23 protein-coding genes, 3 pseudogenes and 1 riboswitch are annotated in these 20,432 nt (G+C 69.7%); of the genes and pseudogenes, 19 read left to right on the top strand and 7 right to left on the bottom strand.

Annotated elements, in window-relative coordinates; genetic code table 11:
• Positions 1-214: 214 nt before the first annotated feature.
• From Q1A09_RS12535 to Q1A09_RS12525, 3 genes are all read left to right on the top strand, one after another.
• Positions 215-1,522 (top strand): PP2C family protein-serine/threonine phosphatase, encoded by a 1,308-nt coding sequence (locus Q1A09_RS12535; protein ID WP_299955376.1) that lies wholly within the window; start codon positions 215-217, stop codon positions 1,520-1,522.
• 137 nt (positions 1,523-1,659) lie between these two features.
• Positions 1,660-2,139 carry a DUF2505 domain-containing protein gene (locus tag Q1A09_RS12530; RefSeq protein ID WP_299955375.1) on the top strand — a complete coding sequence of 160 codons (480 nt, stop codon included), beginning with the start codon at positions 1,660-1,662 and terminating at the stop codon, positions 2,137-2,139.
• 31 nt (positions 2,140-2,170) lie between these two features.
• Positions 2,171-2,551, top strand: coding sequence for a hypothetical protein (locus tag Q1A09_RS12525; RefSeq protein ID WP_299955374.1), 381 nt, complete (start codon positions 2,171-2,173; stop codon positions 2,549-2,551).
• A gap of 1 nt (position 2,552) precedes the next feature.
• Here Q1A09_RS12525 and Q1A09_RS12520 read toward each other — a convergent pair whose 3' ends face one another.
• On the bottom strand, positions 2,553-3,002 hold the full coding sequence (locus Q1A09_RS12520; RefSeq protein ID WP_299955373.1) for a DUF5313 family protein: 450 nt from the start codon (positions 3,000-3,002) through the stop codon (positions 2,553-2,555).
• Between the two features lie 131 nt (positions 3,003-3,133).
• On the opposite strand from Q1A09_RS12520, the gene Q1A09_RS12515 reads away from it, so the two are divergent.
• Positions 3,134-3,592, top strand: coding sequence for a GAF domain-containing protein (locus tag Q1A09_RS12515; RefSeq protein ID WP_299955372.1), 459 nt, complete (start codon positions 3,134-3,136; stop codon positions 3,590-3,592).
• Between the two features lie 6 nt (positions 3,593-3,598).
• Here Q1A09_RS12515 and Q1A09_RS12510 read toward each other — a convergent pair whose 3' ends face one another.
• The gene (locus Q1A09_RS12510; RefSeq protein ID WP_299955371.1) at positions 3,599-4,630 is read right to left on the bottom strand and encodes a potassium channel family protein; all 1,032 of its coding nucleotides are present in this window, start codon (positions 4,628-4,630) and stop codon (positions 3,599-3,601) included.
• A 214-nt stretch (positions 4,631-4,844) separates the two neighbouring features.
• Between Q1A09_RS12510 and Q1A09_RS12505 the strand changes: the two genes are divergently transcribed.
• Positions 4,845-5,354 (top strand): mycothiol transferase, encoded by a 510-nt coding sequence (locus Q1A09_RS12505; RefSeq protein WP_299955370.1) that lies wholly within the window; start codon positions 4,845-4,847, stop codon positions 5,352-5,354.
• Positions 5,355-5,395: 41 nt separating this feature from the next.
• On the top strand, positions 5,396-6,622 hold the full coding sequence (locus Q1A09_RS12500; protein ID WP_299955369.1) for an acyl-CoA dehydrogenase family protein: 1,227 nt from the start codon (positions 5,396-5,398) through the stop codon (positions 6,620-6,622).
• On the opposite strand, the gene Q1A09_RS12495 is transcribed toward Q1A09_RS12500, so the two are convergent.
• Both Q1A09_RS12495 and Q1A09_RS12490 read right to left on the bottom strand, forming a co-directional pair.
• Positions 6,619-6,873 carry a hypothetical protein gene (locus Q1A09_RS12495; protein WP_299955368.1) on the bottom strand — a complete coding sequence of 85 codons (255 nt, stop codon included), beginning with the start codon at positions 6,871-6,873 and terminating at the stop codon, positions 6,619-6,621. The genes Q1A09_RS12500 and Q1A09_RS12495 overlap by 4 nt on opposite strands.
• 51 nt (positions 6,874-6,924) lie before the next feature.
• Complete coding sequence (locus Q1A09_RS12490; protein ID WP_299955367.1) at positions 6,925-7,239, bottom strand: multidrug efflux SMR transporter; 315 nt, start codon at positions 7,237-7,239, stop codon at positions 6,925-6,927.
• A 10-nt stretch (positions 7,240-7,249) separates the two neighbouring features.
• A riboswitch (guanidine-III (ykkC-III) riboswitch) is annotated at positions 7,250-7,312 on the bottom strand.
• Positions 7,313-7,483: 171 nt separating this feature from the next.
• Between Q1A09_RS12490 and Q1A09_RS12485 the strand changes: the two genes are divergently transcribed.
• Positions 7,484-9,094, top strand: coding sequence for a glycoside hydrolase family 13 protein (locus Q1A09_RS12485; RefSeq protein WP_299955366.1), 1,611 nt, complete (start codon positions 7,484-7,486; stop codon positions 9,092-9,094).
• A 9-nt stretch (positions 9,095-9,103) separates the two neighbouring features.
• Here the strand turns inward: Q1A09_RS12485 and Q1A09_RS12480 are convergent.
• The 3 genes and pseudogenes from Q1A09_RS12480 to Q1A09_RS12470 all read right to left on the bottom strand — a co-directional run.
• Positions 9,104-9,361: pseudogene (locus Q1A09_RS12480) on the bottom strand (VOC family protein); the annotation flags it as partial.
• Between the two features lie 211 nt (positions 9,362-9,572).
• Complete coding sequence (locus Q1A09_RS12475) at positions 9,573-10,235, bottom strand: response regulator transcription factor (protein WP_299955364.1); 663 nt, start codon at positions 10,233-10,235, stop codon at positions 9,573-9,575.
• Complete coding sequence (locus Q1A09_RS12470) at positions 10,232-11,383, bottom strand: sensor histidine kinase (RefSeq protein ID WP_299955362.1); 1,152 nt, start codon at positions 11,381-11,383, stop codon at positions 10,232-10,234. Before Q1A09_RS12470 ends, Q1A09_RS12475 begins: the two co-directional genes overlap by 4 nt.
• A gap of 418 nt (positions 11,384-11,801) precedes the next feature.
• On the opposite strand from Q1A09_RS12470, the gene Q1A09_RS12465 reads away from it, so the two are divergent.
• From Q1A09_RS12465 to Q1A09_RS12425, 12 genes and pseudogenes are all read left to right on the top strand, one after another.
• Positions 11,802-12,206 carry a hypothetical protein gene (locus tag Q1A09_RS12465; RefSeq protein ID WP_299955360.1) on the top strand — a complete coding sequence of 135 codons (405 nt, stop codon included), beginning with the start codon at positions 11,802-11,804 and terminating at the stop codon, positions 12,204-12,206.
• 3 nt (positions 12,207-12,209) lie between these two features.
• Positions 12,210-12,650: a hypothetical protein gene (locus Q1A09_RS12460; protein ID WP_299955358.1), complete on the top strand. Its 441-nt coding sequence runs from the start codon at positions 12,210-12,212 to the stop codon at positions 12,648-12,650.
• A 50-nt stretch (positions 12,651-12,700) separates the two neighbouring features.
• The gene (locus Q1A09_RS12455; RefSeq protein WP_299955356.1) at positions 12,701-13,102 is read left to right on the top strand and encodes a hypothetical protein; all 402 of its coding nucleotides are present in this window, start codon (positions 12,701-12,703) and stop codon (positions 13,100-13,102) included.
• 20 nt (positions 13,103-13,122) lie between these two features.
• The gene (locus tag Q1A09_RS12450) at positions 13,123-14,103 is read left to right on the top strand and encodes an ABC transporter ATP-binding protein (RefSeq protein WP_299955354.1); all 981 of its coding nucleotides are present in this window, start codon (positions 13,123-13,125) and stop codon (positions 14,101-14,103) included.
• Positions 14,066-14,863, top strand: coding sequence for a hypothetical protein (locus tag Q1A09_RS12445; RefSeq protein ID WP_299955352.1), 798 nt, complete (start codon positions 14,066-14,068; stop codon positions 14,861-14,863). Before Q1A09_RS12450 ends, Q1A09_RS12445 begins: the two co-directional genes overlap by 38 nt.
• A complete protein-coding gene (locus tag Q1A09_RS12440) occupies positions 14,860-16,704 on the top strand; it encodes an ABC transporter ATP-binding protein (RefSeq protein WP_299955350.1) in 1,845 nt (614 codons plus the stop codon). Before Q1A09_RS12445 ends, Q1A09_RS12440 begins: the two co-directional genes overlap by 4 nt.
• A 649-nt stretch (positions 16,705-17,353) precedes the next feature.
• Complete coding sequence (locus Q1A09_RS22630) at positions 17,354-17,641, top strand: hypothetical protein (RefSeq protein ID WP_366139785.1); 288 nt, start codon at positions 17,354-17,356, stop codon at positions 17,639-17,641.
• Positions 17,596-17,837 (top strand): annotated as a pseudogene (locus Q1A09_RS22625) (hypothetical protein). Before Q1A09_RS22630 ends, Q1A09_RS22625 begins: the two are co-directional and overlap by 46 nt.
• Positions 17,838-17,943: 106 nt before the next feature.
• Positions 17,944-18,048, top strand: a pseudogene (locus Q1A09_RS22620) (excalibur calcium-binding domain-containing protein); the annotation flags it as partial.
• A gap of 572 nt (positions 18,049-18,620) precedes the next feature.
• Positions 18,621-19,025, top strand: a complete 405-nt coding sequence (locus Q1A09_RS12435) for a hypothetical protein (protein WP_299955348.1) — start codon at positions 18,621-18,623, stop codon at positions 19,023-19,025.
• Positions 19,026-19,027: 2 nt separating this feature from the next.
• The gene (locus tag Q1A09_RS12430) at positions 19,028-19,495 is read left to right on the top strand and encodes a hypothetical protein (protein WP_299955346.1); all 468 of its coding nucleotides are present in this window, start codon (positions 19,028-19,030) and stop codon (positions 19,493-19,495) included.
• Between the two features lie 537 nt (positions 19,496-20,032).
• Positions 20,033-20,224: a hypothetical protein gene (locus Q1A09_RS12425; protein ID WP_299955344.1), complete on the top strand. Its 192-nt coding sequence runs from the start codon at positions 20,033-20,035 to the stop codon at positions 20,222-20,224.
• Positions 20,225-20,432 lie beyond the last annotated feature (208 nt).

The following is a 20,432-nucleotide window of genomic DNA, read 5'->3' as shown; positions in this document are numbered from 1 at the left end:
GACTCGCCTCGTCGTTCTCCGGCGCTGCCTGCAGTGACACCAGCCGGGAGTCGTTCTCGTCCGCCGGAGGGTCCTTCCGCCGTTGCTAGGCTCGATCGCAACGACACCAGCACCGGCTGGGTCGTGCCGCGACCGGCACGTCTCACACCGCTGCAGGCCGTGCAGGCAGACCACCACGGCGTCGCACTGCACGGCTCGACTGCGTAGGAGATACATGACCCAGCACGCGGCGCCGCACGACGAGCAGCAGGCCGACCTCGGCCCCGACAGCGCAGCGGACGGCAGCCGCGGTGCGGGGTTCGCCGATGCCCGCGAACGGTCACGCACGGAGAGCCTGGGCGAGCGCATCCTCGGGTCGTTGCTGGACCGGGCGCACCTCATGCCCCCGCGGCTGGTCGGGCAGCTGATCGCCCAGGAGCTCGAGTCGATCGGTGGGAGCGACGTGAGCATCTACCTGCAGGACTACGACCACAACACGATGCAGCCACTGGCCGGCCCGGGGCTGAGCGGTGAAGCGGTCCCGATCGACGCCAGCTGGGCCGGCCTGGCGTTCCGGACCGACGCACGGCAGGAGCAGGAACAGCCCGACGGCTCCACCCGGATGTACGTCCCGATGCTCGATGGCTCCGACCGGGTCGGGGTGCTCGCCCTGACGCTGCCCGAGGTCGACGACAACGACCGGCGACTCGCCCAGCGCATCGCCGGACTCGCCGCGGATCTGGTCGTCACCAAGTCCGGCTACACCGATACCTTCGCCCGGGTGCGCACCGCACAGCCGATGAGCCTGCCGGCACACCTGCAGTGGCAGACGCTCCCCCCGCTGGTGATGACCACCCCCGACATCGCCCTGGCCGGCATCCTGGAACCGGCCTACGACGTCGGCGGGGACAGCTTCGACTACGCGCTCAACGACCACGTCCTGCACCTGGCGGTCTTCGACGCCATGGGCCACGGCCTGGAGGCCGCCATGATGGCCACCATGATCGTGGCCGCCTACCGGCACGGCCGTCGCTCCGACAACTCCCTGGCCGACATCTACACGCACATGGACGACGTCCTGGGCACGATGTTCCCCGGGCGGTTCGCCACCGCGCAGCTGGCTGAGCTGGACTCGGTCACCGGGCAGCTCACGTGGGTCAATGCCGGACACCCGGCCGCCCTCCTGGTCCGCGACAGCACGGTCATCGCCGAGCTCACCGGACCCATCACCCGGCCGGTCGGGTTCGGTGAGGGCAGGGCCCGCCTCCAGACCACCCAGTTGGAACCCGGGGACCGGGTGCTCTTCTTCACCGACGGTGTCGTCGAGGAACGCCTCGACGACGGCCGCCAGTTCGGGGAGGGGCGGCTGCGCGAGCTGATCGAGAACGCCTCGGCGGACGAACTCAGCCCCGCGGAGACCATCCGACGGCTCAGCCACGCCCTGATGGACGCCCGCGGCGGACGCACCAGCGACGACGCCTCGCTCCTCCTCATCGAGTGGAAGTGCCCGCCCCGGGACGACGAACTGGCCCGCCGCCACTGACCTCCGGAGCAGAGGCCGCCCCGGGTCTCGGCTCCTCGACGGTGCGTCGTCGGCCTCGCCGCAGCGGGCGGGCCAGGTGATCGCGTCGCTGTGCATCCGCGCGGGCGGGCCGTTCCTCCTCGGCAGAGGATGGGGCTGTGGCCATCGACATCTCGAACACCTACCCCGCGACCCCGGACGCCGTCCTCGCCCTGCTCACCGACGAGCAGTTCCTCCGCGACCGAGCCGCGGCGCTCGGCGCGCAGGTGCAGGAGGCGAGCACGTCGGGCGCGACCACGACCACCCGCCTGTCGGCGCCCACCACCGGCATCCCGCCGGTGTTCGCCCGCTTCGTCGGCGACTCGGTGTCGGTCACCGAGCGCAGCGATTGGACCCCGGACGGCGCCGGCGGTCACCGCAGCGACCTGGACGTGACGAGCGAGGTCTTCGGCCGCCAGGTGCGGGTGACCGGGGAGCGGCGCCTCGTCCCCGACGGCGACGGCACCCGGTCGACGGTCACCGGCGACGTCACGGTCGACGCCCCGCTGATCGGCCGGCAGGCGGAGGGCGCCGTCCGTGAGCTGATGGCGGTCGTGCTGCGCAAGGAGGACGAGCTGCTCCGCCGCCGGCTGGGCTGAACCGTCAGCACCACCGGCGAGGATGGCGGGCATGGTGGCCTTCTTCCTCCCGCGCGCCGACGACGACGAGCAGGCCGAACGCCTCTACGACGCGCTGGCCGAGTTCGCCGGCTGCGAACCGGCGCCGCCCGGGGAGCGCGTGCGGTGGATCGCCTTTCCCCAGGACGGCGCCGAGTGGGTCGCCGCGGTCGGTGAGGAGCTGCGCGGCCGCCGGACGACGCAGCAGCTGCGCCGCGGTGAGCTGATCGAGCGCACCGAGGAGCTCTCCTCCCCCACCCGGGTGCTGGCGATCTACCCAGGCACGCCGTTCGTCGTGGTCACCGACGCCCAGCCGATCACCGGCACCGCTTCGGAGTGGGCCAACCCGTTCACCGCGCAGCCGGACCGGGTCTCGCTCTTCGACCCGCGGTGACTCAGCGGCCCTGGCGTTCGCGGTACCGGGCCGCGCGCTTCTCCGCGGCCGCCCGCCGCTTCGCCGTCTCGGCGGCCTGCCGGCCCAGCTGCGCCTCGTCCCGCACCGCCTGCGCCGTCCCGGCCGGGTAGCCGGCCTTGCGCACCCGGTTCTCGGTGGTCTCGGTCATGTAGGCGGTGGAGAAGATCAGCCCCAACAGCACCCCGCCGAGGGCGGTCATGCCGCGGATCCAGAACGGGCCGGGCACCAGCAGCAGCACCAGCGCGATCGGGATGCTCATCTGCACGGCGGCGCGGGCCACGTGCCGGTACGCCCAGGTGCCGGTGGTCGTGTCGTGCAGCACCCAGCTGCGGTGCCGGGCGGGGAGCCCGCCGCCGAGGGCGTACCAGAGCCAGCGCAGCGGACCGGGGCGGTGGAGCTGGTCGGCCGTCGTCGGCTGCTCGGGAGGCACCCGTCCTGTGTACCGCACGCCCCGTTCACAGCCAGCGCTCACGTGATCACCATGGGGAAGGACGCCGCCGTACCGGATCCCGAGCGGCCGGGAGCATTGACCCGCGACCGACAGCGAGGATCATCGCGGTCATGTTCCCGCTCGTCGTGGACGACGTCGTCCCCTTCGAGGACTGGACGGCGGCGGCCCGTGCCTCCGTCGCCTTCCTGCACCGCACCGTGGGGCTGGACGTGTGGATGGTGACCCACGTCGAGGAGCCGATGCAGGTGGTGCTGCACTCCCATCCGCAGGGCCTCATGCCGCGCGGCACGGAGGTGCCCTGGGAGCGCAGCTTCTGCCGCCCGATGGTCAGCGGCCTGGGCCCGCGGGTGGCCACGGTCGCCGCGGCGACCCCGGCCTACGCCGACCTGCAGACCGGACTCCCGGTGCGGGTCGCCGCCTACCTCGGCGTCCCGCTGATCACCCGGACCGGCGAGGTCTTCGGCACGCTGTGCGGGGTCTCCTCCCGCGCGCAGCCCCGCACGCTGGCCCGGCACCTGCCGCTGGTGGAGATGACCGCCCGGATGCTGAGCACGCTCCTGCCCGACTGACCGGACTCAGCGGGAGGCCAGCACCTCGCGCGGTTGGATCCGGGCGCGGCCCACGTAGTACAGCGTCGTCCCCTCGGGCACCGGCGTGGTCCAGGCCGGGCTGACCGTCAGCCCGTCCGGCCCGCGGAGTGCCAGGACCGTGGCCCCGAACGCCTCGCCGAAGCGCGTCTGGCAGTCGCCGAACGTGCGGAACGGGTGCCCGGCGGGCAGCTGGAGCGAGTAGGTGTTCCCGTGCCCGTGGCTGCTCATCAGGTCGCCGTAGACGTCGGTGAGCCCGGGGTCCAGCGCCTCCTCGGTGATCAGGAAGGGCATGTGCCACTGCACGCAGGCGATCCCGGGGTCGACGTAGCGCAGGTTGTCCCGGCGGTCGAGGTCGCGCAGCGCCGCCACCTTGTGCACCCCGGGGGCCGCGTGGTGGACGGCGACCGCGATCGCCAGCGTCTCGTTGTCGTCCCGCCCGTCGATCACCACCGACCGGGCCGCGGCCACGTTGGCCCGGGTCATCACGTCGGCGTGGCTGAGGTCGCCGCGGACGAAGGACACCTCGGTCTGCTCGGGCACCGGGTCCTCCGGCACGTCCTCCCAGGCGCACAGCGCGACCCGGCTGCGCCCTTCCGCGGCGAGCTCGGCCAGCATCCGCTCGGTCCGGCCCGGGAAGTACCCCAGGACGACGACGTGGTCGGTCAGCTCCAGCGTTCCCACACCCTTCAGGCGCCTGCTGCGGACCGACTGCAGGTAGTCGGCCAGCCGGGTGAACAGCAACGTCAGCGTGACGATGCCACCGATGATCACGTACGCGCCGACCACGTGGCCGGCGGCGGACTCCGGGAAGTAGTCCCCGTAGCCGACCGTCGCGGAGGTGACGACGAAGTACCACCAGTAGTTGCCCGGCGCGGCCAGATCGCTGCCGGCGGGCTCCACCAGCGCCATCGCCGGCCAGCTGGTCAGGAAGACGAAGACCAGCACGGCCAGCGGCAGCCGCCAGCCGTGCAGCCGCGCCTGCACCACACGGGTGAAGCGCGAGAACAAGATGAACACGGGTCTCCTGCCAGCGCGGACGGGTCCAGGCAACCTAGCGTGGGCACCCGTCCCGGGTCAGGGTGGTGCCATGACCACCCCGATGGACGACGACCTGCCCGAGCCCCGCGACATCGCGCTGGAGCAGGCCACCCCCGAGCAGGTCGAGGAGCTCGAGCAGGCCAGCGAGCCGACCGACGAGTGACCGCGCCGGGGCTCGGGTAGCCCGCCGCGCATGGATGCCACCGACCTGCTGCTGACCGCGTTCGACAACGTCGAGGAGGCCGTGCGCGGCGCCCTCGACGGCATCGACCCCGAGCTGCTCACCGCCCGGGTCGACCCGGAGGCCAACACGATCGCCTGGCTGGTCTGGCACCTCACCCGGGTGCAGGACGACCACGTCTCCGAGGTCGCCGGCGTCGAGCAGGCCTACACGGCCAACGGCTGGGCCGACCGGTTCGCGCTGCCCTTCGACGCCGGCGCCATCGGCTACGGGTTCAGCAGCGAGGACGTCGCCCGCACGCACATCACCGACCCGCAGCTGCTCGTCGACCACCACGCCGACGTGCACGCCCGCACCGCCGAGTTCGTCCGCGGCCTCTCCCCCGCCGACCTGGACCGGGTGGTGGACGAGCGCTGGGACCCGCCGGTCACCCTCGGCGTCCGGCTGGTCAGCGTGATCACCGACGACCTGCAGCACGCTGGGCAGGCCGCCCTGCTGCGGGGCTCGCTGGAGCGGCGATGAGCACACGGCACTGAGTGCCACCCGCGGGTAGCGTCCGAACGGTGAGCAACGACGCCACCACCCCCGACTTCTACGCCCTCGAGGACCTGCTGGAGCCTGCGGAGATCGAGGTCCGCGACCGGGTCCGGGAGTTCTGCACCCGCGAGGTCACCCCGGTGATCAACGACTACTGGGAGCGGGCCGAGTTCCCCTTTGAGCTGGTGCCGAAGATTGCCGAGCTGGGCATCGCCGGCGGCACCGTGGCCGGCTACGGCTCGGCCGGGATGAGCGCGGTCGCCGCCGGCCTGGTCGCCGCGGAGTGGGCCCGCGCCGACGGCAGCCTGGGCACCTTCTATGGCGTGCACAGCTTCCTGGCGATGCAGTCGATCGCGCTGCTGGGCGATGAGGAGCAGCGGGAGCGCTGGCTGCCGGCGATGGCCCGGATGGAGCTGATCGGCGCCTTCGGGCTGACCGAGCCGCAGCACGGTTCGGACGCCGTGGCGCTGGAGACCCGGGCCCGCCGCGACGGCGACGAGTGGGTGCTGACGGGTGCGAAGAAGTGGATCGGCAACGGCACCATCGCCGACCTGGTGCTCATCTGGGCCCGGGACGAGGACGGCGCGGTCGGCGGCTACGTCGTCCCGAAGGGGTCGATCGGCTGGACGGCGACCCGGATGACCGGCAAGACGGCGTTGCGGGCGGTGTGGCAGGCGGAGATCACCCTGGACGAGGTGCGGGTGCCGGCGGAGAACAAGCTGGCCAACTGCCGCTCGTTCAAGGACGTGTCGGTGGTGCTGGACCGCACCCGGTACACCGTCGCGTGGCGGGCGCTGGGCATCGCGGAGGCCGCCTACGAGCTGGCGCTGGAGCACACGATGCAGCGCGAGCAGTTCGGCCAGCCGATCGCCGGCTACCAGCTGGTGCAGGAGAAGCTGGCCCGGATGCTGGCCGAGATCACCAGCATGCAGCTGCTGAGCTGGCGGTTGAGCAAGCTGGCCGACGAGGGTCGGATGACCGCGGCGATGGCCTCGATGGCGAAGATGAACAACTGCAAGAAGGCCCGGCAGATCGTGGCCGACGCCCGGGACCTGTTCGGTGGTGACGGCATCCTGCTGGAGCACCACATCGCCCGGCACCACGCCGACATCGAGGCGATCTACACCTTCGAGGGCACCGACCACGTGCAGGCGCTGATCGTGGGCCGGGACATCACCGGAATCTCGGCGATCACCGGCAGGCGGTCGGCCCGCGCGGAGCAGAAGCCGGCCGAGCCGCCGCAGTCGATCTAACCGACGCGCCGGAGCTCCGGTGCGGTCCGCTGCCGGCACTCCCCGCAGGTGGACCGCCCGGCGCTCATCCGGTCCCAGCGCTGGGCACCCCAGACCTGCACGATCGCCCCGCAGACGGCGAGCTCGACCTCCCCGTCGAGCTCGTCGGTGGGGCGGTGCGCCTCCACGGCGTGCCAGGACATCGGCTGGTCGACCGGCTGCGCCCACGACCTGCGGTCGGGGCGGGCGAATCCGACGGCGTACGTGCTCACGCTCGACTGTGTGCCCCAGGCCACACCCGCTCAACCATCAGGTGAACGGCGTCAGTGCAGCAGCTTGAGCCCGATCACGCAGCCGACGATGCCGAGCAGCAGCAGCACCTTGGCCACCGATGCCGCCTCCTCGCCGGTGGCCATCGCGTAGGCCACGGTGAGCGCGGCGCCGATGCCGACCCAGACCGCGTAGGACGTTCCCACCGGGAGCGTGCGCATCGCGTAGGCGAGGCCGACCATGCTGGCGACGACGGAGACGGCGAACACGAGCGTCGGGACGAGCCGGGTGAAGCCCTCCGACCGACCGAGAGCGGTGGCCCAGACGGCCTCGAGGACGCCGGACAGCACGAGCACGAGCCAGGACATGGGGGTCTCCTCCGTGCCGTCTTGTCGCAGTCCGGGTACGGCACCCTCGTCCGGGGGCCGCGTCGGGCCCTGAACCCAGCGTGGCACATCCGGTCGCACACCACCGGACACCCAGGCCCACCAGCGCAGACGCCCGCTGGTTGGCGAGATCCGACAGACATCTCATTCGTCATTGGTGACCCAGAGCACACGACTCGACGACGAGCGTGCCGATGATGGCGACATGTCACGTCGGCTCGCCTCTGTGGGGACCGCGACCGAGCAGCAGGTCGCCCCCGAGCGTTCGGCCTCGCCCTGGTGGCGCACGGCCGTGGTCTACCAGGTCTACCTGCGTTCGTTCGCCGACAGCAATGGCGACGGCATCGGTGACCTGGCCGGGCTGCGCGCCCGGCTGCCCTACCTGTCCTGGTTGGGCGTCGACGCGCTGTGGATCAACCCGCACTACCCCTCCGGCGGTGCCGACGGCGGCTACGACATCTGCGACTACCGGGCGGTCGACCCCGACTACGGCGACGTCGCCGACCTGGAGGCCCTCGTCGCCGACGCCCGCCGGCTCGGCCTGCGGGTGGTGCTGGACGTCGTCCCGAACCACACCTCCGACCGGCACCCCTGGTTCCAGGCGGCACTGGCCGACCCGGACTCCCCCGAGGCGTCCCGCTACCACTTCGCACCCGCGTCCGAGGAGCCGCCGAACAACTGGCAGTCGCTGTTCGGCGGGCCGGCCTGGTCGCGCACCCCGGACGGCCGCTGGTACCTGCACCTGTTCGCCCCCGAGCAGCCCGACCTGAACTGGCGCGACCCGGCGGTGGCCGCCGACTTCGAGAAGACCCTGCGGTTCTGGCTGGACCGGGGTGTCAGCGGCTTCCGGGTGGACGTCGCCTACGGCCTGTTCAAGGACGCGCAGCTGCGCGACAACCCGGGCGCCTACTCCCCCACCCTGTTCGGCCACGGCCCGGAGCAGGCGATGACCTGGAACCAGCCCGAGGTGCACGACGTGTGGCGCCAGTGGCGGTCGGTCTGCGACGAGTACGAGGACGCCATGCTGGTCGGCGAGGTCTGCCTGGCCGACCTGAGCCAGGTGGCGCTGTACTCCCGCCCCGACGAGATGCACCAGTCGTTCTCCTTCCGGCTGCTGAAGTCGCCGTGGGACACCGCCGCCTTCGCCGACGGCGTGCAGACCGCGCTCGACGCGTTCAGCCAGGTCGGCGCCCCGGTCTCCTGGGTGCTGGGCAACCACGACAAGGACCGCCAAGTCACCCGCTTCGGCGGCGGCGACCTCGGCACCGCGCGGGCCCGGGCGGCCGCGCTCATGGTGCTGGCGCTGCCCGGCTCGCCCTACCTGTACGCCGGCGACGAGCTGGGCCTGCCGCAGGCCGTGGTGCCGGACGAGGCGAAGACCGACCCGATCTTCTTCCGCAGCGGCGGGGCCCGCGCCGGCCGTGACGGCTGCCGGGTGCCGATGCCGTGGAACGCCTCGGACGGCGTCGGCTTCTCCCCCGACGGTTCCGCGGAACCGTGGCTGCCCATCCCGGCCGACTGGGACCGCTACGCGGTCTCCGCCCAGACGCGTGACGGCGGCTCGATGCTCACCCTCTACCGCCGGGCGCTCGCGCTGCGGGCGGCACACCCGGCCCTCGGCTCCGGCGAAGCGGTCGTCAGCACCCAGGGCGACGTGCTGACCGTGCGCTGCGTCGGGGACGACGAGGTGGTGCGCTGCGTGGTCAACATGGGCAGCGAGACCGTGCTGGAGCGGACGTCGGGCTCGGTGCTGCTGGCCTCGGCCGCGCGGGTGCACGATCGGGCCGGCACCATCGCCCTCCCGCCGAACACCGCCGTCTGGCTGCTGGAGGACTGAGCGCCCGGCTCAGTCGAGGCAGAACTCGTTGCCCTCGGCGTCGGTCAGCACGATGGACCCGAGGCTCAACGGCGGCTCGGGCTCGGCGCGGCGCACTCGCGTCGCGCCCAGCCCGACGAGCCGGGCGCACTCGGCCTCCAGCGCCGCCATCCGCTCCTCCCCCTCCAGCCCCGGAGCGGCCCGGACGTCGAGGTGCAGCCGGTTCGTGGCGACCTTGCCCTCCGGGGACTGCTGGAACGACAGCCGCGGGCCGGCGCCGTCCGGGTCCTCGAGGGCCGAGCTGGAGTTCCGCTGGCTTCAGGGCACGCCGACCCGGGCGAGGAAGTCGTCCCAGGCAGCCAGCGGGTCGGCGCCGTCCGGCAGGTCGAGTCCTCCTGGGAGTCGCCCACCGAGCCGACGTGGTCCAGCACACCGCTCGGTGCGTGCTGCCGGCCGAGGGACCCAGGTCGCTGCGCCTCTGCGCGATCGGCGATTCGGACTAGTTCCTGTCCTCGAGCACGCCTGCGTCGTGGCCGATGATCGCCAGACGCACTCGATTGGCGAGCTGGAGCTGCGAGAAGATGCTCGCCAGGTGCGCCTTCACGGTCGCGGGTGAGCAGTAGATGCGTTCGGAGATCTCCGCGTTCGTGAGCCCCTCCGCCACATAGCGCACCACTTCCCGTTCACGTTGGGTGAGTCGGTCGAGCGCCTCTCTGGCTTGGTGGTGACGCGCGTGCATGCTGTTCTCGGAGTACTTGTCCAGGAGGACTCGGGTGTGGCGGGACGACAGGATCGTGCCCCCTCTGGCTGTCTCCCGGACCGCATCGATGATCTCCGCCGGCGGCGTGTCCTTGAGCAGGTACCCACTGGCCCCGGCATCGAGTACCGAGATGACGTGGGAATCGGTGTCGAAAGTCGTGAGGGCGAGGACCTTCGGCGGAGCGGGCAACGTCATGAGCTCAGCGGTCGCCTCACGCCCGTCCATGCCGGCCATCCGGAGGTCCATGAGCACGACATCGGGCGCCACGAGCATGGTCTGCTCGATGCCCTCGGCTCCATCCGATGCCTCACCGACGACCTCGAAGTCGTCGGCCGTACCGAGGATGAAACGCAGACCGGCCCGCACGAGCGGGTCGTCGTCGACGATCAGTATGCGCGTCACGGTCGTCTCTCCGTTCGCTGAGCGTGGGTGTCCTGCCATGGCAGCCGTGCGCGGACGATGAACACGGAATCGGCCTCCGTCACCGTCAGCTCACCCCCGACGACGCGCGCCCGTTCCTCCAGGCCGGGTATGCCCCGCCCCCCGGAGTGCTCCGCATGGTCCTTTCCCTCGGGCACGGTGACGGTGTTCCGGACCTCGACCACGAACTGCTCCCCCGGGGCGCCGGAGAGCGAGACGATCACCGGCGCCCCGGGCGCATGCCGATGAGCATTGGTGAGGCCCTCCTGTACCACCCGATAGGCGGCTCGGGAGATGTCCTGGGGCAACTGTTCGGGATGACGGAGGTTCGACTCCGCCAGATCGACGATCGCGCCACTGGACACGCTCTCTCCCACCAGCTTGTGTATTCCGCAGAGGTCCTCGGGTGTCAGCGAGCGGTCACCGTATCCGGGAGCGAGTGGATCTGGTGTCTCGATGGAGCCGATGATGAACCGCAGGTCCTGCAGCGCATCGCGGGCACTCTGCCGGATCAGCCGGGCTTGCTTCTCGACCACCTCGGCATCGGCGCCTGCGTTGAGTTCCAGACCCCCGGCCTGCATGGTCAGGAGCGACAACTTGTGGCCGAGGACGTCGTGTGCCTCACGCGCGATCCGAGCGCGTTCGAGGAGCACGGCCTCGGCCGCTCGCGCAGTCCGCTCGGCTTCGGCGTGCTCAGCACGGAGCCGGTAGCTCTCCACCAGGTCGCGACGCACGCCGATGGCCGTGCCGATCAGGTAGGGGACGATGACGACGACGATCCCGTTGAGCACCCAACTGCCGAGACTCATCCAGCTCTCGAGGTCCACGCCGTCGATGGACACCAGTCGTTCTCCCCTGGGGGCAACAGCCGCCAGCAGGAGAACCGTTGCGACCAGCACGACCAGGTCCCCACGATGCCGTCTCCGGACGCCCAAGTTGAACAGCGCGGGGATGAGGAGCACCTGCGTCGCGAACGCGGTGGTGGTCCAGGCGACCACCACGAGGGCATGCGGCCATCGATGGCGCACCAGCGTCGCAGCTCCGGCCGCGACGGCGAGAGCGAGGAACACCGTCTGCTGCCAACCGTCCATCCCACTTGTCGCGATGACGGTCAACGAGGCGATGACCACGAGGTAGAGCCCAGACCACGCCCATGACCGGAGGCGTCGCTCGCGATCCGGCGCCGACCTCGTGGTCACGACCTCACCGCCCCTCGGTCACTTCAGCGCGGTCGTTGTGTCTCACCTCGCATCGATCGTAGTGGGCCGACCGGCCACGGCCGCCATCATGCGAGGCCACTCGAGGGCCCGCGACCACTCGTCTGCAGGCCGCTCCCGCTGCCCGATTGGCGCGAAGCCGGCAACCGCCCACAGGAGCCGGGGGACGCCCGCCCGATCCGTTCGGCGGATCTCCCGCAGGCCCGGAGTAGCCCGGTCGGCGGGCTCGACCTCTGGCCAGGCGGCCGATGTGACCAACCGTCCATCGCTGACAAGGTCGAATTCGACAGGACATCCTGTCGCACTTCGGCTTCGCACCTGGAGGACGGCGATGGACGACCGCACACATTCGTACGCCAATCTGCAACGGATCGACTACCCGAGGGTCGAGGACGACTCGCCCTTGCCGCCCCTGACTCGTGAAGCAGTGCGCAACGAAGCTCGGGCAGGCCTCGAGGAGATCCGGGACTTCATCACCACGGACGAGTTCATCACCCTGCTGGGCGACCTCTACGACCGTGCACCCGAAGACCGCGACGAGTTCGTCCGGACCGAGCTGCTCGACAGCGCCAGGCTCCGGGCCAGGAACATCACGATCCCCGAGGGCATGAAGATCCAGCGGTCGCAGTTCGGCGACAACCGGCCCACGATCTTCTGCGTCACCAAGCTCATGCCGGACGGCGTCCGAAAGGTCACGTACACCTTCGACAGCGACTCGATCCCTGCCGGGGTGTAGGAAGTGGTCGAGGCGAACGTGACACAGGGACGAACGTCGTTGTCCGACACCTATCACGCAGCGACCGTCGACGAGCTCCGGAAGAGCACGAAACCCCGCCGGGTCGCCGCTGTCGTGGACCAGCGGGTCCTCTTTCCCCACCGCGGCCGAATCGAGTTGGCGGGTGACGTCCTCACGCTCGGCTCGTGGCGGACTCTGTCCTCCGCGGACGTGCTGAACGTCTCCATGGAGTTCCTCCCGCAGTACAGCCGGGTCACCGCTGCCGGAGCCCGTGGAGGATTTCCGTCCTTCGGCGCCGTCAAGCGCCTCGGTGCTCCCCTGGTGCTCGACCTGAGGAGCGGCGAACGCATCGCCGTCCTGGTCGGCTACACGTGGTGGTCCGGCACGACGAAGGACGCGACGTGGCTTCCCGCTCTCCAGGCCTACGCGGCTCAGTCCTCCTAGCACTCCCTGAGGTTCCAGCAATGGAAGGTCCCCCGATGAAAGGAACTGTCATGTCCCTCGCAGACACCCGCACCGCCGAGCCCACCGAGGTGGACCGGACGATCGCCGAGATCCGCCACCGGGTCAACAAGGAAGCGGTCACGAAGCAGATCGACCAGTTCATCGACATCATCTCGACGGACGGGTTCCTCGACTACGTGAACGGCATCGCCGCGATGCCGACGTACTCGGAGCGGCGTGAGTACACGGCAGAGACCGCCAACGTGCCCACGCTCCAGAGCTACGGCGTGCCCACCCCGGAGGGACTCCGTCTGACGACACGGGAGTTCGAGCTCCCCGAGGACGGGCACGCTTCGCAGTCGCCGCTCGTGCAGGTCCGCCCGGGTCTCGACCCGCGCATGGGCTTCTGCGTCAGCGTCGGTGTGGTCGTCTGCGCCAGCTACGGCGGCTGAGCCGGTCCGACCTTCACAGGGTGTCCCTCCCTCCGGCTCCCCGCCGGGGGAGGGGCATCCCTCCATGCAGGAGGAAGACGATCATCGTCAACGAAGCCGGGATCTGCACCGTCGAGCACCTCCGCCACGTCTACGGGGACCGAACCGCACTGGAGGACATCTCGTTCTCCCTCCACCGGGGAACGGTCGTCGGCCTGGTCGGAGCCAACGGCAGCGGCAAGTCGACGCTGCTCCGGATCCTCGCCGGCGTCCAGCGGGCATCGGCTGGGAGGGTCGAGCAGTTCGGCACCGACATCTCCGCTCACGAATCGGTGGGGCGGGGCGTCGGCGCGGCCACCGACGGCATGGCGATGTGGCCGACGTGGACCGTGCGGAAGAACCTCACCTACCTCGCGCGACTGTCCGGCGCTTCACGAGGGGACGTCGCCCGCGTGGCCGAGCTGGTCGACATCGCCGCGGAGATGCGGACCCGACTGAGCCGTCTGTCGCTGGGCAACAGGCAACGCCTGTCGCTCGCCGCCGCGATCCTGGTCGGCACCGAGCTCGTGCTCCTCGACGAGCCGATGAACGGGCTGGATCCAGACGCCCGCCAACGGATACGTGAGCTCCTCATCCAGCTGTCCGGTGAGGGGCGGACCGTGCTGCTGTCCAGCCACGATCTGCACGAGGTCGAGTCGTCGTGCAGCCACCTGCTGGTGCTCGACCGAGGACGGCTCGTCTTCGGCGGTCCGACGAACGACTTCGTCGGCACGCACCAGATGACGATCTTGCGGATGAGCAGGGCCGACACGGACCGCGCCCAGGTCCTCCTCACCCACGCCGGCCTGCACTGCCGACGAGACAGCTCCGGAGCCCCGGTGGTGTTCAGCCACGACGCCTCCGCCGCGAACCGGGTCCTCGGCGAGGCAGGGATCCCCGTGCTCACTTCCGAGGAACGCCACGCGACCCTTGAGGAGAGGTTCCATGACCGTCCCCGACAGCCTGCGCACGGTGAAGGCTGAACTCCCCCGATGGACCCGTGACCCGGTCACGCTCGTCACGATGGGCGCCCTCGTCGGTCTGTGCGGGGTGCTCAGCTACCTCGCCGTGAACGTCGCCACGGGAGACGCGTCGTCCGGGGGCGGTGGACTCCAGCTCCAGACCAGCACCGTCCTCGACGCCGGCTCCACCGACGACGAGCTCGCCGCGATGGCCCGGAGCAGCCTGACGATGCTCGTCCCCATCGCGGCGATCGCCCTCGGCGTACGCGCTGCTGGTGGCGAGATGTCGTCGGGGGCACTGCTGCAGCTCGCGGTGGCGACCCGACGCCTGCGGCGCCTCTTCCTCGTGCGCGCCGGGATCGTCCTCGTCCTCGTCGGTGTCGCTGGTGCCGCATCGGCCGTGGTCGCGCTCGCCGGAACTGACGCGGCGATCTCGGGAGCACCGGAGGTCGCGCATCTCTCCGCGTGGCACAGTGCTGGGTCGACCATTGCCGGAGCGGCCGCGCAAGGGGTGCTCATCGGTCTCATCGCGTTCGGACTGGCGGCCCTGACCCGCCGGTGGGTCGCGATCACGATCGCGATGATCGTCTACCTGGTCGGACTCGAACCTCTGCTCACCGGTCTCCTCGGTCGAGGGAGCGTGTGGCTGCCCCGGGCAGCGACATCGGAACTGCTGGTGCCCGGACCTGATCTGGCGCACGTGGCGCCCACAGTCGCCTGCGCGCTCGTGCTCGCCACCATGGCCGTCCTCAGCCTCCGGCGCGACCGGGCAGCCCGATGAGCACCTCGAGTGGGCAGGACGGTCGACCAGCGCCGATCGCGGGTGCCCGGGTCAGCCGGCGAGCTCGCTGGATCGCGCAGGCCTTCGCGGTGCTCGCAGCGGTGGTCGAGCTGGCCGTGCCGGTCGCAGTCGCCTACGGCGTCGCTCGAGTGCTCGACGGTGACCCCATCGGACCGCCCATCTGGGCCCCCATGCTGCTGGCCGTGCTGGTCGCCGGCGGCTTCGCGGCCGGGCAGGTGCTGCTCCTGACCCGCGTTGCGGCGACCGAGATGAAGCGACTGCGGGTCGCTGTCGCAGAGCGCCTCATCCGGCTGGCGCCCCGCAACGTCGAGCGGCTCGGCGTCGAAGAGGCCACGGCGCTCTACAGCCACTACGTCAACGAGCTCGAACCGCTCCTGACCGCCGACCGGATCCGACGGCGCACGGCCGTGATCACCGTCGTCGGCTGCCTCGGGCTGATGGTCGTGTTCGACTGGCGACTGACCCTGGCGCTCTTCGCTGCTCTGATCATCGTGGGTCTCGTGATCGGCGTGGTCATACGCCCGGTCAAGGAGCGCGCGTCCCAGGGGCTCAGCGCGTTGGCGGCCACGACGGCCGACATCGGCGAGTACCTGCGGTCCATCAGATCTGCGACCGTCTTCGGACTGGCCCCCGACTATCTGCGCCGCTTCGACACGAAACTCGGGGAAGTCGCCGTGGCGGAACGCCGGGTCGGCCACGCTCAGGCCCTGGTCGACCTCATCGTGAAATCCACCTCGCTGCTCCTGCTGATCTCCCTCGGATCGTTCGGCATGGTCCTCGTGTCCCGCGGAGCTGCCTCGGGAGCCGAGATCTCCGGCTTCCTCGGCGCGCTCGCGATCCTGCTCGCCCCCGCGGCGAGGTATGCCGACATGCTGCAGCAGGTGCAGCGGGCACGTGCTGCCGAAACGCGACTGGACGAACTGCCTGCGGACTCCTCGCGGCCCGAACGCCGTGACAGCGCCCTCGATGTGCCGCGGCCCGCTCCCTCGGTCGAGATCGAGCAGGCCGTCGTCTCAGCGAGTGAAGGCGTCGAGATAGGCCCGGTGTCCGTGCTGGCGAGGAAGGGGGAACTCGTGTGTCTCGTCGGCCCCAGCGGATCGGGGAAGACCACGCTGCTGTCGGCCATCGCCGGCTTCGCCCCACTTCGATCCGGACGCATCACGGTGGGGGGCCGCGAACTGGCCGACTGGTCACCCACGGACCTCTGGCGGAGCATCGCGTACGTGGAGCAGGGAACGCCGACCCTGGGGGCCACGATCCGCACGTTCCTCGCCCCGGGCGGACCCGGATCGGTGGATGACTCCACGCTGCTCGACCTGCTCACCGCGATCGGACTCGCCGATCGCCTCAGTGCCGAGGGGCTCAACACCCCCCTCGAACGGAGCGGTACCAGCCTGTCGGGCGGAGAACGGCAACGCCTGTCCATCGTTCGAGCCGTCGCCAGCGATCGGCCACTGCTGCTGCTCGACGAGCCCACCGCTCACCTGGACCCAGCCACCGAAGCCGCGGTGCTCGACATCATCGACCGGCAGCGCGACGACCGCGTCACGATCGTGGCGACGCACTCCTCGGCGTTCCTCGCCCGGGCGGATCGCGTTCTTCGCCTCGACGACCCATCGACCCGCCCCGATCTGGAGAGCGCGGTGCACTCGGTCCCCGAACGCGCCACCCCGATGACACGCGACGACGTCTGGCCGGCCACCGCGGCGGTCGATGGTGCCGGGGTCGCACCGAGGTCCGCGGCGAGGACGGACACGAGAGGCCTCGAGCAGTTGACGCCGTCCGGCAGCGGTGCGCGCAGCAGCGGCGCCGCCGGGTAGGTGCTGGATCGCTCAACGCCCTCAGGGCGGAGCCCCTGACCCGAGTCAGCGAGCCCGATCACGAAGTCGATCGATCCGATCACGTCGAGGCTGCCGAGCCGACACCCCGGATCGACGTTCCGCCGGTGAGCGGTCCGACGCGGCTCCCCCGATAGGACGTGAACCTATAACCCTGCGAATTGATCTTGACGTAGTTGATCAACGTTGGATATTGGCGAGCATTAGCTCTCACCAGCACGTATACCGTTGGGCGACGTTGGCTGCATGAGCTCGTCTCAGCACGTTTTCGATGAGTAAGCGATGCCTGTACGACAAGATTAATTGCACTGTCCGGCTTCGGTCTGCCCCAGCACGGCGCGTATGCCTACCCGCATGCTAGGCAGGTCGGCCAACTCTCGGACGGACGCCCCCGAATCGTATGGGCCAGTTCTTCGGGTCCGTGCGACACGTACGCAGCTGTGGCTTGTCGACCCAGGACTCCGGGCCAACGGGCCCGTGCGTGGCCAAGTACCTTTTTAGCGGTCACAGGGCCAACAGAGCGGTGACCGACTGCACCACAGCCACCAGCGAACGACCAAGGCCGGGGGCTCAGTGCCCGCCGTACTGACTCGGGGCGTCCAAGCAACGAACGACCGCCGCAGCAGTCACCCTGGCGCCGACCGCCACAGCCGACCCCTATCCGTCGCCGGATGGTGGCACCCGGCAAGTAGTAGGCGCCATCCTCCACAACTACCGTGCGCTCGGTGGTGCGGCGAGCGCGCTCGGGCTGCCGCTGACGGACGAGCGCGTCACCCCAGCTGTCTTCGGTCGCTACAGCCTGTTCCAGAACGGGGGGATCTACTGGACGCCGGGGGCAGGTGCACACGGAGTGCCTGGCGCCATCTGGGAGAAGTGGAGTTCACAGGGCTGGGGAACTCGTTCCTGGGCTTCCCGCTGACCAACGAGTCCGGCAAACCGTTTAAGTACGGGCGCTACAACCACTTCCAGGGCGGCTCGATCTACTGGTCTCCGCCACCGGAGCGCACAACATCGGCGGAGCGATTCGCGACCGTTGGGCACGGCTGGGCTGGGAGAACAGCGCACTCGGCTTCCCGGTCACCGACGAGTTCTCCATCCCCGGTGGTCGCGCCTAAGACTTCCAATGCGGATCGATTCAGTGGACCCCAAGCGGCGGCACTGTCGTCGTCGGCTGCGGCACCACTCCTCCAGTGAACGCGTACTACGACAACTGCACGGACGTCTGGAACACCAGAAACCGTCCGCTCCGCCGCGGGGAACCGGGATAAGGCGCCGAGGCTTGACCGCGACTACGACGGAATCGCCTGCGAGATCGACCCGCGCTAGCGGTCAACAGTGACAGTGCGGCACTGAGCCCCGTCATTACGGTGATGGGGCTCAGTGCCGTAAGGCTTAGCGCTGGACCATGCTGAGTGAGCAGCTACACGAGGGCCTCCGCCGGACACGGGGGTACCCGGCGGAGGCAGACCCGAGCGTAGGCGGCCTACTCGGCAGAAGCCTGCGTGTCCTCGATGACCATGTTCAGCCCGTTGTCGCCGACCGCCCTCCGCCGTCGAGCCGCTGCGCGTCGTCGCCGTGAGGGCGGTGCGGAGCAGTCGGAGGGAGCGCCGGAGGACGGTCGAGCCGACGACGCCCGCCGACGCCTCGCTCGCCTGCGCCACCTCCGACTTCGAGGCTGGCCGCATCGCGGTCGACGTCGAGGACGGCCCCGACCGGGCGGAGAACTACCCGCTCACGGCGGCGTCGGAGCTGCTCGACGGCGTTGGCGAGGCGCGGCCCGCGCAACGCCGGAGAACCAGTGCGACTCCGATCGCCGCGTTGACCCCGGAGACTGCTGGTGGGGCACATGCCAGTGCCATCCCATACTGATCTATCCGTTAGCAGGGTAGATTCGCCGCATGACAGGCGTCGGCGACATCCTCAGCGCGCCGATCGACCTTGTGAGCCTCTCCCCGCACCTGCTTGCCACACTGTCCGGTCTTTTGGCTGGGGCTTCCGCGACAGGCGTCGTCGGCAGAATCGTCGGGTTCTTTTCTGCTCGAAGGACGCACGAGGCGGAGCGACTGATCGCGGAGGCTCGAATAGAGCTACAGGCAAGAGCGCTTGACCGCTTAACGGCCTCACTTGAAGCTTATGGGCCGAACGAGCTTAGGAACTTCGAGGCCCATCGCCTAGACTCGGATATTGCACCAGAGATCCAAGATTGGCTGCTGAGTCGCCGATTCACAATAGCCAATCAACTGCAATCACCCCCCGAAGATGGCCCTGTCTATGGCGTCGCTAAAGACGGGGAGAAGACCTAGAGGTGACAGAGAGCAGGGAGCCGAAGCTTCCCGAAGCCGACATCAGCCCAGCCGTAGCGCTGACAGAGGCCGCAGTCACAGACGCTATCAACAAGGCAATGGCCGCCCCACCCACGCTATCCGGATGGGTCGTTGAAGCGCGGAGCGAACTGATTGCCAGGGGCGATGAATTCACGCGAAGTTTAGGCGTCACGGCGGTTCAGTTCGCCCGCGACCGACACGCGACGGTGGTCGACGTTGAGGACGTCCGCACGGCCGCCCGAAGCCTTTCGGAGCCACCAGACGCGTGGTCGGCTTGGCTGCTAGCCATTGCGAGCCTCCTCGGCGGGGCAGCAATCGCCGCCTTCGTCACTATTCTTGCAGCAGCTGAACCCCCTCCCCTGAGAGAGATCTGGTACGGAGTCATAGCGTTGTTGAGTGTTACCACCGGGGTTCTTCTGTATCGTGCCCGGCCCAAAAATGGCAAGTGACTCTCGTCAGCAATTGATAAGGGCTGACCTTTGCGCGGTCAGATCGCGATAAGCAAACCCAACCTGGCAGGCCGCACGGTTGACCGGGTCGACAGGCCCTCGGCGCACTCGCCTACCGAGTTCGCGCGAAGAACTCCTTGGATGAGATCCGAGCGACGCTCGACTCGTCGCTGCCCGAGTGGCAGCGGGCAGCGAACGAGGTGCTTCTCGAACTGCACCGCACGGTCGACGAAGAACGAACGGCAACGTCGCAGCCCGACGAGAGGAAGCGGCTACGCCGCCTGTTCTCTCAGCGCAACTAGGAAACAAGATCTTCGATGCCGAGCACTCACGGACCCCCGGCGGCTCCCGAGCGATTCCGCTCGTCACGTTGACTGCTGCTGCGCACGAGAACGCCCCCGTCTCCTGGGAGGCGGGGCCGTTCTGCGTTCACCCGCAATGGGAGCCTCGCTGCGACTCACAGCTCCTTGCCAGATGCTCGACCTACCGTCGTGATCGGCATCACACCAACCCAAGTTCAGACATGAGGAGATCACCATGTCGCAGCGCACTACCTCCGAGACCTGCCCCAAGTGCGGCGAGGCCGCCGCCGTCACCTGGAGTGGCGCCGACGCCTTCGGCTCAGCCGGACCGGTCCGGGAAGACGCGGTGGGCATCAACTGCCCCAACCGGTGTCAGTTCACGACCGGCGAGCTGGGTGGGCACTTCCCGAAGAAGCTCAACGGATGAGACCACAGGAGCCTGACCTAGAGCAGAGGCTGAGTCTCGTACCGTAGCGACACGCAGAGCTGCCGTACAGTTCCGTCATGAGCGAAGCCGAAGGTGACGCCTGGATGGATGCACTCGCCGACGAGACGCTAGACAGCGACAGCGACAGCGACAGCGACAGCGACAGCGACAGCGACAGCGACAGCGACAGCGACAGCGACAGCGACAG

This window comes from uncultured Modestobacter sp. (assembly GCF_947486615.1).
Taxonomy (GTDB): domain Bacteria; phylum Actinomycetota; class Actinomycetes; order Mycobacteriales; family Geodermatophilaceae; genus Modestobacter.
The sequence above is the reverse complement of the archived record's forward strand: the minus strand, read 5'-3'. Positions and strand labels throughout refer to the sequence as shown.